At 75.1% G+C, this 13135-nt stretch carries 7 protein-coding genes; all 7 read left to right on the top strand.

Features of this window, described 5'->3' with window-relative positions; all coding sequences use genetic code 11:
• Window positions 1–1575 (top strand): hypothetical protein, encoded by a 1575-nt coding sequence (locus ACI79B_RS13700; RefSeq protein ID WP_456928466.1) that lies wholly within the window; start codon window positions 1–3, stop codon window positions 1573–1575.
• A gap of 3 nt (window positions 1576–1578) precedes the next feature.
• Window positions 1579–1995, top strand: a complete 417-nt coding sequence (locus tag ACI79B_RS13695; protein WP_456928467.1) for a GPW/gp25 family protein — start codon at window positions 1579–1581, stop codon at window positions 1993–1995.
• 6 nt (window positions 1996–2001) lie between these two features.
• Window positions 2002–4239 carry a putative baseplate assembly protein gene (locus tag ACI79B_RS13690; protein WP_456928468.1) on the top strand — a complete coding sequence of 746 codons (2238 nt, stop codon included), beginning with the start codon at window positions 2002–2004 and terminating at the stop codon, window positions 4237–4239.
• Between the two features lie 386 nt (window positions 4240–4625).
• Window positions 4626–6989: a phage tail protein gene (locus ACI79B_RS13685; RefSeq protein ID WP_457000158.1), complete on the top strand. Its 2364-nt coding sequence runs from the start codon at window positions 4626–4628 to the stop codon at window positions 6987–6989.
• On the top strand, window positions 6982–8733 hold the full coding sequence (locus ACI79B_RS13680; RefSeq protein WP_456928470.1) for a hypothetical protein: 1752 nt from the start codon (window positions 6982–6984) through the stop codon (window positions 8731–8733). The genes ACI79B_RS13685 and ACI79B_RS13680 overlap by 8 nt, the downstream gene beginning before the upstream one ends.
• 8 nt (window positions 8734–8741) lie before the next feature.
• On the top strand, window positions 8742–11081 hold the full coding sequence (locus tag ACI79B_RS13675) for an IPT/TIG domain-containing protein (protein WP_456928471.1): 2340 nt from the start codon (window positions 8742–8744) through the stop codon (window positions 11079–11081).
• Between the two features lie 43 nt (window positions 11082–11124).
• Window positions 11125–13128, top strand: coding sequence for a hypothetical protein (locus tag ACI79B_RS13670; protein ID WP_456928472.1), 2004 nt, complete (start codon window positions 11125–11127; stop codon window positions 13126–13128).
• Window positions 13129–13135: the final 7 nt, after the last annotated feature.

The raw sequence follows: 13135 nt of genomic DNA, 5'->3' as shown, positions 1-13135 counted from the left end.
ATGACCCGTGACGAGGTGGTCTGGCGGACCCCGCAGCCGCTGTGGGCCGCGGTTCCGGTGGCGGGGGCGGCCTTCGGCCGGCCGGCGCTCCTCCGGTTCGCCGGGGACGACTTCATGGAGCAGGCCACCGCCGCCGTGGGCGCCGGTGGCCCCGGGCTCGCCGGGTTCGTGGCCGGGCAGGAGACGTGGCGTGACCCCGGGGCGGGGCTGGGAACCGCCCACGAGCGGCCGCCGTCGACCCCGGTCCGGATCTTCCAGCCCGTCCACGGGCGGTTCTACCTGGTCGCCGCATCCCTGGTGTGCCGCCGGTTCGGGCACCCCGACCACGCGGTGTCCCCGGACCTAGGCGAGAGTGTGTCCTTCCTGCTCCGCCGGCTGCACCCGGTGGGCACCCGGCCGGTCGACCCCGACGACCCGACGACCTTCGTCGAGGCGGGCTGGGTGCCCGCGGGCGACGGCGGAGCGTGGCGGCAGGTCGACCGCGCCGCCGTCCTGACCGGGGAGGCCCGGCTGCCGCTGTTCCCGGTCGCCGTCCACGACCGCGACCGGCCCCGCCGGCTGCACGCGGGGCTGGTGCCGGTCGGCGCGCGGGAGACGTTCACCGGGGTGCCGACCGTCTCCCCGGACCACGCGGCGGGCTCGGACGACCCTCTGGCGGCCCTGGCCGACCCCCGCCTGCAGGTCCTCGAGTCGGTGGTGACCGGCCTGCAGGGCATCCGCGGTTCGACGCCCGCTGCCGACCCGGTGCTGCTGCGGGAGTCGGCGTTCTTCGCCCTGGTCGACCTCGCCCACTGGCTGGACGAGCACCTGGACGGGGCGCTGGAGGCGGGGTCGGCGGTGCTGCGCGAGCTCGACCGGCCGTTCGCCTCCACCACCTGGCGCGCCGCGCTGGCCACCGCGTTGGCCAACGAGTCCGCCGCGTTCGCCGAGGGCTCGCCCGAGTCGGCGCCCGTGGCCGGGCTGTCCGCGGACCAGTTGCGTGCGGCGGTGCAGGTGCTCGGCGTGCAACTGGGGGATCCGGGCGGCCCGGGGACACCGCCGACCCACACGAGGTTCTTCCGCTGCGTGCAGGAGGCGCTCGAGGCGCGCCCGGGCGACGGCCCCGCGGCGGGACCGCCCCCTGCCGACGGGATGGTCGCGGGAGGCGTCTACGTCGTCCGGTTCCTCTACGAACGTCCGCGCTGCCTGCCCCGGGAACGCCAGCTGCTGAGCAGCCCCACCCGCACGTTCCTCCTCGCGCCGTTCCACGACCCGGACGCCCCGGCCCGGCCCGTGCGCATCGTGTTCCCGGCCGATCCCAGTCCCGCCGGGCTGCGCCGGTTCCCGCGCAACGTGTCGACCGTGCTGTCCGCGGAGCTGCGCCGGCAGATGCACCGGGTCACCGAGGACACGCTGCGAGAGGGCAAGATCGGCACCCCGCCGACGATCGACTTCGGGATGGTCTGCCAGCTCTCGGTGCCGATCATCTCCATCTGCGCGCTGCTGCTGCTCATGGTCGTCGTCGCGATCCTCAACATCGTCTTCTTCTGGTTGCCCCTGCTGAAGATCTGCGCCCCCGTCCCGAAGGAGGGCTGAACCATGGCCGGCGACGTGTCCGAGTTCCTCGACGAGGGTGCCCTGCTGGGCCGCGGCCTCTCGTTCCCGCCCCGCCTGGGCCCCGACGGACGGATGGCCTGGTCCACCGGGGCGCAGAACGTCCGGGAGAGCATCCAGCTGGTCCTCGGCACCGATCCCGGGGAGCGGGTCATGGAGCCTGCCTTCGGCGCCGGGCTGCGGACCTTCCTCTTCGCACCGAACATCCCCGCCACCCACCGGCTGATCGAGGAGCGCGTCGCCCAGGCGCTGCTGCGCTGGGAGCCCCGGATCCGGGTGGACCGGATCCGGGTGGAGGCCGATCCGGCCGACCCGCAGAGCGCCGACGTGACCATCTCTTACACCCTGGTGGCCACCGGGGAACGGGGCGTCGTGGCCGTGGTCACCCCGGTGCAGGGGTAGGTCGCGATGGAACCCCCACCTCCTCCCGTCGACGGCCGCAGCTATCGGCAACTCCTCGACGAGGCGGTGGCCCGCATCCCGGTGCACACGCCGGAGTGGACCAACCGGAACGCCTCGGATCCGGGCATCACGCTGCTGCAGCTGTGGGCGTTCATGACCGAGTCGCTGCTCTACCGCAGCTCACTGATCCCGGAACGCAACCGGCAGGCCTTCCTGCGGCTCCTCGGGCACGCGCGCCGCCCGGCGCGGGCGGCCACCGGGCTGGTCACCTTCGACAACCGGCGCGGCCCGATGAGCCCCGGGGTCGTGCTGGACCGGGACGTCGAGGTGGCCGCCGGGGCGGTGCCCTTCCGCACGGAGAACGGGCTGGCCGTGCTGCCCGTCGAGGGCAAGGCCTTCGTCAAGCGGCGCGCGGAGATCCCCGCCCTCGACCGGGCGGACGTCGAGCGGGAGTACGAGGCCCTGTACGCCGGTTTCGCGGAGCCGGGGACCGACTTCGACTACTACGAGACCGCGCAGGTGGACTGGCACGCGGCCGAACGTGAGCCGCTGGACCTCGCCGGCACGGTCGACGGGATGCTGTGGCTGGCCCTGCTGGCCCGTCCCGGGGACCTGCCCGCAGACGTCCGCGACAGCCTGGCCCATCAGACGCTCACCGTGGGAGTGGTCCCCGACGTGCGCGCCACGGCGCGGCTCCTCCCCGCGGGCGGAGGCGACCCGCAGCAGTCCCCGGCGGGCCTGGAATTCGCCCTCCCGAACCTGGCGACCCCGTTGCCCGAGCAGGCCGAGGGGCGGCAGGCCAGCTACGTCCCGGTACCGACCGTCAGTACGGCTGACCTCACCACCACGGCCGGCGTGGTGCAGCTGGAGCTGCCGGACCGCGGCCGGCTGGACGTGTGGCCGCTGGACCCGACGGAGGACGGGGTGGGCGGATTCCCGCCGGCGTTGGAGGGTGCGGACGCCGACCGGTTGGTGACCTGGTTGCGGATCCGCCCGGCGCCGTCGGGATCCTCGCCGGCGTCCGGCCCGGGAGCGGGGGCACGGCTGCGCTGGCTGGGCACGAACGCGGCCCTGGTCCGCCAGCGGGCACACGTGCCGGTGGAGACCCTGGGGCGCGGAACCGGAGGCGGCGACCAGCGGGTGCAGCTCGGGCAGACGCCGGTGCTGGGTGACTCCCTGCGCCTGAGCGTCGGGGGCGTGGTGTGGGAGCGCGTCGACGACCTGCTCGGCGCCGGCCCCGAGGTCGCCCTCCCCGACGCGGCCGGGCGCCCCACCGACCCCGGCGACCGGACCGACGTGTACACCGTCGACCTGCAGTCCGGTGCGGTCGCCTTCGGTGACGGGGTGCACGGGCGCAGGCCGCCGTTGGGCGTCGCCATCACCGCGACCTACGACCACGGTGGGGGACGGCGCGGCCTCGTCGCCGCGGGGGCGATCACCAAGGGGCCCGCCCTCCCCGCGGGCGTCAAGGTCACCAACCCCGTGTCGACGTGGGGAGGCGACGAGCCCGAGTCGGTCGCGGACGCGGAACGCTCCGCCGCCGCGTTCCTCCGCCACCGCGACCGGCTGGTCGCCCCCGAGGACTTCCGGGACGTCGTCGCCGGCACCCCGGGGGTCGACCTGGCCCGGGTGGAGGTCCTGCCGCTGTTCCACCCCTCCCTGTCCCATCCCGGGCTCGGGGAGGTCAGCGTGGCCGGCGCCGTCACCCTCCTCGTGGTGCCCCGGTACGACGCCGTGCACCAGGACACCCCCGATCCGGACCGGCACGTCCTGGACGCCGTCTGCGCCCACGTCGAACCGCGCCGGCTGGTCACCACCGAGCTGCACGTCCGCGGCCCCGACTACGTTCCCGTCTGGGTGTCGGTGGGCTTCGAGGCCCTGCCCGGACGCGACCTCGCCCTGGTGCGGGAGGAGCTCCGGCGGTCACTGCGGACCTTCCTGTCGGCGCTGGCCGGTGGTATGCCGGGCCGGGGCTGGCCGCTGCACACCGACGTCGAACGTCTCGAGGCGTGGGTGGTCGCAGCACGCGTCGAGGGGGTCGCCAAGGTCACCGACGTGCTGCTGAGCGGCGCTGACGGCGTCGGCGTCGACCGGGTGACGCTCACCGGGCTGCAGCTGCCCCGTCTCGTCGCCGTGTCAGCGCGCCAGGGCCTGCCACAGCCGCTCACCGAGTTGCTCGGCACGGCCCCGACGCAGCCGGACGTGCCGCTGCTGCCGATCCCGTACGTCCCCGCGGAGTGCTGAGGGCGGTCATGGCCGACGTCAACGGCACCCCGTTCCACCTCGCCATCGGACGGCGGGGGTGGCTGGGCGACGAGGACCCGCCCGACGGGCTGGCGTGGCACGTTCCGGACGCCACCGTCCGGCTGGCCGCGCTGCCGTACGTGTTCCCGGAGCGCCGAGGGAACCGTCGGCTGTACCCCGCCGACCGGCGCGGTGCGGGTCGGGACCGGTACGGCACCCTCGTCTGGATCGGGGCGGACCGGACCGACGTGCGTCGCCAGGCGCCGGGTGCGCGCGGATCGACGCGGTACTGGCCCGTTCCCGAGGCCGTCCCCCCGCAGCCCGGGGACGGCTTCCACGCTGCGGCCGGACGCCGGGTGCCTCCCTGCCTCCTGGCCGGTCTGGCCGTGACGGACGACCACCACCTGGTGGTGGGGTCCGGGGACCTGCCCGGTGTCCTGGTGTTCGACCTGCATGCGGGGGGAGCTCCCAGCCGGGTGCTGTGGCCGGCGCCGCTGACCCCGGTCGACATGGCCGCCGGGCCCGAAGGGTGCGTCTGGATCCTGGACGGCCCACCCGGTCCGGGGCCGGCGCGCCTGTGGTGCCTGGACCGCAGGCTGCGCATCGCCGACCTCGCCGGGCGCGTCGCCCGCCCGCCCCGGGCCGCGGACTTCGTCGCCAGCGCTTCCGCGGGTCCGCCGCCGGACCAGCCGGTCCCCGGAGCGGGGAGCCCGGCGCCGGTGGCGGCCGAGTGGCCGGTGGCCGTGGAGGCGCTGCCGGACGGGTCCGTGCTCGTGCTGGACCGCGGCGGAGTGGGGCCGGCGCGGATCTCGCGCCACCGCGGTGGGCGCGAGGCGGGTGGCTGGCCGCTGTCGGCGGTGACCGAGCCCGTCGACCTGGCCTGGACCCCCGCGCCCGGGGGCGGCGTGGCGGGCACGGTGGTGGTGGCCGACAGCCGCGGGGACCAGGCCACCGCCTTCGAGCTGTCCGCCGACGGCGGGTCGCTGAGACCGCTGGCCCGGTACCTGCCGATGCGGCTGTTCTCCGGCAAGGGGCTCGTGGCCGGTGGCGGGCAGGTGCGCTACGACCTCGAGGACCGCTGGCTGCCCCTGGTCGAGCGGCACGCGCCCCGCTACCGCACCAGCGGCACCGTCGTCGTCGGCCCGTTCGACGCCGGCTCGCCGGGCACCGTCTGGCACCGGTTGGCCATCGACGGTCGGATGCCGGTCGGCACGGCGGTCCGGGTGGAGTCGCGCACCGCCGACGAGGCCACCGACCTGGAGCGGGCCCCCTGGCGGGAGGAGCCCGACCCGTACCGGCGGGGGCGGGACAGCGAGGTGCCCTATCACCGCGTCGGTGCAGCCGGCGCACCCGACACCGGCACGTGGGAGATCCTGCTGCAGCGGGCCGTGGGCCGGTTCGTCCAGGTCCGGCTGACCCTGACCGGTGACGGGCGGCACACCCCCCGCCTGTGGGCCCTCCGGGTGCACGGCCCGCGCTTCTCCTACCTCCGGCAGTACCTGCCGGACCTGTATCGGGAGGACCCGGACTCGGCGGGGTTCCTCGACCGCTACCTCGCCATCGTCGAGGGGCTGCTCACCACCCTCGAGGGTCAGATCGCCGGCGCCCAGGTCCTCTTCGACGTCACGGCCCTGGACGCGCGCCACCTGGCCTGGCTGGGCACGTGGTTGGGCGTCACCGTCGACCCCGGCTGGGACCAGGCGCGGGTCCGGTTGTTGCTGAAGCACGCGGTGGAGCTGCACGGCCGGCGGGGCACGGTGCGCGGTCTGGTCGAGGCGATCCGGCTGGCGACCGATCCGCACCCGGACTCGTCGATCTTCGACGGGACGGCAGCGCCCGGCTTCACCGTTCGGGTGGTCGAGGCCTTCACCGCCCGGTCGGCGCCCGGCCCCTCGCCGGCGACGGGGGAGGAGCCGGCGCCCGCAGCCGGACCGCGCCTGGTCACCACCGGTCGCCGCTGGTTACCCGCGGACGGGCGCAGCGAGCTCGACCGGCGCTACCGGGAACACGTCCTGGCCCGTCACGCCTCGCCCGCCGGCGTCGCGGCGGCCTGGGGACGTCACGTGGCCACCGCACCCGACGGGACGCTCACCGAGCCGTTCCGCCCGCTCACCCCGTGTGGGCCGACGGAGGCCCGCGACCGGGCGGAGTTCCTCCGCGCCTCCGTCGGCGTGCCCTACGCCGACGTCTCCGTCGACGACCGGCGCGCCTACCGGCAGTTCCTCGCCCAGCGGTACCGGCGGACGTCGGTCCTGAGCGCGGCGTGGGGCCTGGCCGGAGGCGCCGTGCCGGCGACGTTCGAGCAGGTGGACCTGCCGTGCACCGCGGTGCCGCCGGACGGCGTGCCCCTGCGGGACTGGCTGGAGTTCGTGGGGATGGTCCTCCCGGCCCTGCGGGCCGCTCACCGCTTCACGGTGCTGGTCCCCGTACAGCTCGACGAGCCCGACGAGGCCCAGCGGGACCACCTGGCCAGGGTGGCCCAGGTGGTGGAGCGGGAACGCCCGGCTCACACGGCCTATGAGATACGGCCCTACTGGGCGGCCTTCCAGGTGGGGGCGGCACGCATCGGGGCGGAGACCACCGTCGGCCCCAGCAGCCGGTTCGCCGCCCTGGTGCTGGGCGAGGGGCGTCTGGCAGGCGCCCGCGTGGGCGGGCGGTCCCCGTGGGACGTCTCCGATCGGTGGGTCGTGGGGCGGGACCGGATCGGACGTCGAGCACGCGACGGAGGGACGGAGCCGGACGATGGGTGACTTCGCGGACGTCTCCTGCGGCTGCGGCGGCGGGGATCCCAGCAAGCGGGTCCGGTACACGCGGGGGATGGTCCTGGGCGAGGACGACCTCGATCAGGAGCAGCTGTACCTGCGCGCTCGGGACCACCTCGGCCTCCGGGCCCTGCACGGCTCCGGCACGCTGTCCGGGTTGCACGTGCTGTGGGATGTCGGCACGGGGCGGCTGACGGTCATGCCGGGGCTGGCCGTGGACCCCGTGGGGCGCCTGGTGTGCGTGCCGACCGAGCAGTGCGCCGACCTGGCCCGGTGGGTCGAGGCTCACGAGGAGGAGCTGGTCGGCTCGCTGCCGGTCGGGGCGGTGCCCGCGACGACGGCCCTCTACGTCGTCCTGTGCCACCGGGAGTGCGAGACCGACGCCGTGCCGGTGCCCTCGCAGGCCTGCCGGACCGCGGAGGAGAGCATGGCTCCCTCCCGGGTCCAGGACTCCTTCGAGCTGCGCATCCTCACCAGCCCGCCGCTCGAGCCGGGCGAGGACGCCGACGGCGCGCTCCGGCAGCTGGTCGACCGGCTGGCCGACGTCCTGGACTCCGTTCCCGAGGAGTCGCTGGCCGACAACGACTCCGTCCGCCACCAGTTGGTGTCGTGGGTCACTCGGCACCGTCCGGAACTCGGGAGCGCTCCCTGCCTGGCCCCGCCGGCGGATAACTGCGGGCAGCAGCCGCAGGCGCCGTCGACCGCGGTGCTGCTGGCCCGGATCGACCTCCGGCTCGGGGAGGACGTCGACGGCCGGCTGGTCCTGGACTCCCCGCCGGTCGTCGTGCAGGACGACCGGCCGGTCGCCCTCAGCAGCCGCTTCCTGCAGGAGTGGCTCATCGCGCTGGCGCTGTACCGGCGCCCGCCGATCGCGGCACCGCCGGTCGAGGACCACAACGTCCTGGACAACCTGGCCGTCGGTGACGTGCACACCCAGTACCTGCCCGCCGACGGCAGCCGGCCGCTGCTGGGCGACCTCGACGCCGGGGGGAACGCGCTGACCCGCCTCGGCCCCTCGACGGCGCCGCACCACGCGGTCCGGGTCGACGAGGTCTTCTTCGGAGACCTGGGCCGGACCGCCGGCGGGGCGCGGCTGGAGCAGCTCCAAGGCCGGCCCGTGGCCGCCGCCACGCCGCAGCAGGGGGACGTGCTGACCTTCGACGGCGCTTCCTGGGTGCCCGGGCGCCCCGCCGGCGGCCGTCCCGGTCCGCTGCTGCCGCTGGTCACCATCCGGCTGATCGGCAGCAACAACCGGCAGGATCCCGTCCCGGCCGTGTTCCTCCTCTGGTTCCACCTCGACGTCCCCGGCAACGAGGTGGTCCTCGTGACCGACCCGACCACCGGCGGCGCGCCGCTGGAGTACGACCGGCACCTGCGGGTCGCCATCGAGGAGTGCGGCCCGAACGGGGATCCTCGGCTCAGTCAGGTGTCCGCGCAGGACATCACGGTCCGGCAGGTCGAGTGCAACCTCTTCCGGGCCGAGGTGACGCGGGTGCCCGCGACGCTGCTGCGCTTCACGTTCAACCTGCGCCAGATGTTCGTCGGCGTAGGGGCGCCCCAGCCCCTGACGGAGTACGCGCGCGACCGGGGTGTCACCTGGGTCGGGCAGGGCGATGAGGACACCGTGACGGAGTTCGTGCTGAACCCGTCCGCGCTCAAGTTCGTGGACGGCTTCGAGGACGTCGTCGTGCTCCCCGCGCCCTGGGGCGGCACGACCGTCCGGATCGGTTAGGACGGGCCATGGCCGCCGAACTGCTCCTGCAGAGCGCCCACCTCACCGACGGCGTCGAACGGGTGGCCTGGTGGAACGGTCGCGTCCTCACCGCCGAGGACCTCAGCGATGTGCAGCGGGCCACCGACCTGGCCGATCGGCGACTCGGTCGTGCCCTCGGTCCCGGTGTCGCGCGCGGGCTGACGGTGACCCGGCGACCCGATCGGCGCAGCCTGGACCTCACGGCAGGGCTGGCCGTCGACGTCGCCGGGGACGTCCTCGAGCTGACCGCGCCGGTGGTGCTCCGACTGGTCCGGCCGCCCGGAACCGAGCGCGTGGCCGGCTCGGACTTCGTGGTGTGCGTCGACCGGCCCGCGCCGGTGTCCTCGACCGGCGGCGGCGCCTACCTGCTGACGATCGCCACCGCCACGGGCACCCGGGGCTCCGCTCCCGGGGCGGCGGTGCACGGGGCCCCCACCGCACCGTGCGGGCCGCGCTACGAGGTGACCGGCGTGCAGTTCCGGCTCGTCCCGCTGGACGTGACCGGGCTGGCGGTCGCGAGTGGTCACGACAGCGACGACCTCGCCGTGCTGGCCACCGCGGGCGCCGACGTCCCGGATCCGCGGGTGCGCAACGTCCTGGCGCACCTGCTGCTGGACTCGGTGCCCCGGGCCCGGGCGGCCCTGGATCCCTTCGGCCCGCCGGAGCAGCACCTGCCGGCCCTGCAGCGCCTGACCGCCGCTGGGGTGGTGCGGGACTGCGAGGTCCCGCTCGCGGTGGTCACCTGGGCCGGGGGCGGGGTGGACGTCGTCGACTGCTGGGCGGTGCGCCGTACCCCCTCTGGCACACCGACCGACTGGCCCGCGGTCTTCGCGGGTCCGGCCGGGGCGGCCGCGGGTCTGGCGACGTTGTCGCAGTTCGCCGCGCAGCTCTCCGACCTCGCCGGGCCCGGTGTCCCGGAGGCGGGCCGGACCGGGCTGGCGGCGAAGGAGGTGTTCCGTTACCTGCCGCCGGCGGTGCTGGTGCCGGTCAGCGGCAGCAGCGCCCGGCAGGGGGTCGACCTGGCGGTCTTCCTCGACGGTCTGGACGTCCGGGGCGGGGCCTCGATCGCCGCCGGGCGGGTCTGGCCCCTCGTCGCCGCGTCGCTCACCGCCCCCGTCATCGACCTCGACGTCGCCGGGGTGCTGCGCACCTACACCGTCGACGAGGCCGTGGACGCCGCCACCGGACGCCCCTTCGTGCTGGTGACGGCCGACTTCCTGCGGCACCTGGCGGTGTCACCGCCCGAGGACACCGACCGGCTGGTCATCACCGGCGTCAGCCCGCCCGGTGACCACCAGGTCGGCGCCGAGATCACCGTGCACGGGCGCAACTTCGCCCTGCCCGCGGAGCGGAACACGGTGACCGTGGGAGGCATCCCGGTCGTGGCGTACAACCCGGGGACGAGCGACACGGCGCTGGTGTTCAACCTCCCCGAGGTCCTGGACGTCCCCAGGGTGGCGCCGGTCGTGGTGGCCAACGACCGCGGCGTCGCCGAGTGGCTGATCTCGGTGGTCCCGCGGATCCCGATCCCCGAGGGGACCGTCGTGTTCACCGAGGACCTGGGCGGCGTGTCGGAGCTGCCCATCGAGGAGGGCGACACCTACACCTTCCTCTGGCAGGTGGAGGCGCGCACGGACGTCGCGGCCACCTACCGGTTCCGCCCGGTCTTCACCGGCGCGGTCGGGGTCCCCGTCGACGAGTGGCAGGCAGCCGCCAGCGTGGTCGACGCGGCCGGAGCAGCGGACGACCACTTCGAGCTGCGGCCGCACGACCCCGACGTCCCCGGCTCCGGGCCCGTGCCGGTGGGCATCCGCCTGACGGTCCCGGTCGGGGCGTCGACCGTCCAGCTCGCGCTGGCCTGCGAGTGCCTGGTCGCCCCGGCGAAGCCGGAGCTCAACCGGTCATCGGCGCCTCTCGAGGTCGTCGTCGGGGAGATGCTCACCGCCAGCGATCCACGCGTCGAGTTCGACCCGCCGACCCTGACCGCGGGCGGCCGGGTGGACCCGGACGGCGCACTGGTGCTGCCGGTCGGCCGGAGCGTCCGGTTCCAGATGATCACCCGCCCCCAGGAGGACGGGCGGTTCCGCTTCACCGCCCAGGTCCAGCCCGCGGCCGCGGGGCTGTGGTCGCTGGAGCGCGCGAACCCGGCGCCGGGTGAGGAGGTGGCCGAGTCGGCCGGAGGCGAGCGGCGCTTCGCGGTCACCCTGCTCGCCTCCGGGGAGGAGACCGATCCGTCCCGCGTGCTCCGGGTGCGCGTGATGGGGACGCCCACGGCCGGCGGCGGCGACTACGTGTCCTTCATCCGGTTCTTCCTGCGGACCCAGTGAGGCGGGGCGCGCTGGCGCCTCCGAGAGAGAGGTCGAGACGATCATGGTGGACACCATCTCCTTCCCGGATCACCAGGGCGTCCCCACCCAACCGGGTCCACCGACCGTCGACGGTTTCGTGGAGCCGGAGCCGGCGATGTCGGAGGAGTTCGGCACCGCCGTGGCGCGGATCGATCCCGGCTGGGCCGGCGCCGGCCGCGAGACCTTCGGCGGGGCGACGGCGGCCGGGTTGTCGGCGCCGCTGGTGTCCTTCTCCGGGGTCAAGCACCGGGGGCAGGACTTCCTGCACCTGTCCTTCGTCGTCCGCCGGGATCCGAGCTTCGACCAGGACGACCGGGTGATCATCGTCCTGCACCCGGACTTCGCCGCCGGGTCGGTCGGCAAGACCGGCCACGAGCGCCGCATCGACATCGAGCCGGTGACCGGCGGCGCCGGCGCCGGCACCGCCGCGCCCAACGACCCCGATCCCTGGGGGCTCACGCTGGGCCAGGTGGGGTTCAAGACCAACAGGAACCCTCGCAACGTCGAGTACTACCGCTGGGACACCGGGACGTCGGCCTGGGTGTCCGCGGGCGGGGCGCCGGCGGGGACCGACATCAAGGTCCGCTCCTGGGATGGCGGCACGAACAACCGCAACTACAGCGTCGAGCTGAGGCTGCCGACCTCCGTCGCCCAGGGCGGTGCCGGCTGGATCGACATGACCGGCACCATCGGCTTCTTCTTCGACGTCCTGCGGGTGGCCCAGGGGACCCCCGCCGGCCTGGACTTCGTCACCCAGTTCACCTGGCCACTGGGGCAGGAGTTGGACGACGAGGACGGCCAGCGGGACATCGAGGACATCGTCATCGAGCCGGCGCGGCTGGGTCGGGCGCTGCTGGGCCCCTCCCAGGGCGGGGTCCGGTCCCGTGGCGTGCGGTTCGCGGACGACCAGGGAGCCATCGGGGTGCGCCGGGACGGGAGCGCCGACCCGCCGGGGCACCTGATCGTCCGGGACGTGAACGAGTTCGTCGCCACGGTCCTGAACGACGACGTGACCTCCCCGGCGAGGGGCGTCACCGCGGAGTTCCGCATCGCCAACTGGGGGATCGGGCCCGGGGCGTTCGCGCGGTGGAACAGGCTCATCCCCACCGCCGGCGCCCACAACCCCTCGGACCCGGTGGACCTGCCGGCGGCCACCGCAGATGCGAGCGCCCCCGGAGGCGTCCTCCCCTCGAGGGCGCAGCTGAGGACGAAGTGGCAGCCCGGGTCCGAGTTCGGCACGACCCTGAGCCTCCACCAGTGCATCTGGGTGCGCCTGGACTCGACCCAGCCGGTCAGCTTCGTCCAGAGCAGCCGGGTGCGGAACATGGACGTCGCGGAGCTCTCGGAGTTCCGCCGGGAGGCGCAGATCGACGGCCGCGGGTGGCCGACGGACGGCGCCGGTGACCTGCAGTTCCTCCTGCTGACCAGCCACATCGCGCTCACCCGCAGGCCGGGGGCACCGGACGGCGAGGTCCCGGGGGAGGAACCCGGGGGCCCGGTCCTCAACTCGGTGCGGACCCTCCTGCGCCGTGCCGCCTCGCTCGCCCGGTTCTCCGGCGGACCCGGTCGTCGGCGCCGCGACCGCGACCGCGACCGCGACCGCGACGACCGGGAGGGGCGTGAGCGGGTCTTCGTCACCGTGGTCGACGGCTACCGCCGTACGAACCGGACCCTCACCGTCCGCGGGCGGCGCCTGCCGGTCTACCTGTACGCGGACTCCTTCGGCCACACCGCCCTGCACGCCTCCCGGCGCCGGGAGGATCTGGACGTCGATCTCGACGGACCGTCGGTGAGGCGCGCCGGCGAGGGCAGCTACACCGTGCGGGTCCCCAGGGACGGAACGGCGACCGTCTCCACCCGGCTGCGGACCCGCCGCCGTGGTGGTCACGGTGGTGGGCAGGGGGGCGGCCACGGTGGCGGCCACGGTGGCGGCCACGGTGGCGGCGGCCATGGAGGAGGCCACGGTGGCGGGCAGGGCCCCTGGTGGGGCCGCTGGCGGCGCACGCGCGGGTCCGGGCGTGACTAGGCCGTGT

Source organism: Geodermatophilus sp. SYSU D00879 (genome assembly GCF_054050375.1).
This window is presented reverse-complemented; position numbering and strand designations above follow the sequence as displayed.

What these genes read in the sequence shown, in the direction of transcription:
- ACI79B_RS13700 (WP_456928466.1), top strand. Translation starts at nt 1, where the DNA reads ATGACCCGTGACGAGGTGGTCTGGCGGACCCCGCAGCCGCTGTGGGCC.
- ACI79B_RS13695 (WP_456928467.1), top strand. Translation starts at nt 1,579, where the DNA reads ATGGCCGGCGACGTGTCCGAGTTCCTCGACGAGGGTGCCCTGCTGGGC.
- ACI79B_RS13690 (WP_456928468.1), top strand. Translation starts at nt 2,002, where the DNA reads ATGGAACCCCCACCTCCTCCCGTCGACGGCCGCAGCTATCGGCAACTC.
- ACI79B_RS13680 (WP_456928470.1), top strand. Translation starts at nt 6,982, where the DNA reads ATGGGTGACTTCGCGGACGTCTCCTGCGGCTGCGGCGGCGGGGATCCC.
- ACI79B_RS13675 (WP_456928471.1), top strand. Translation starts at nt 8,742, where the DNA reads ATGGCCGCCGAACTGCTCCTGCAGAGCGCCCACCTCACCGACGGCGTC.
- ACI79B_RS13670 (WP_456928472.1), top strand. Translation starts at nt 11,125, where the DNA reads ATGGTGGACACCATCTCCTTCCCGGATCACCAGGGCGTCCCCACCCAA.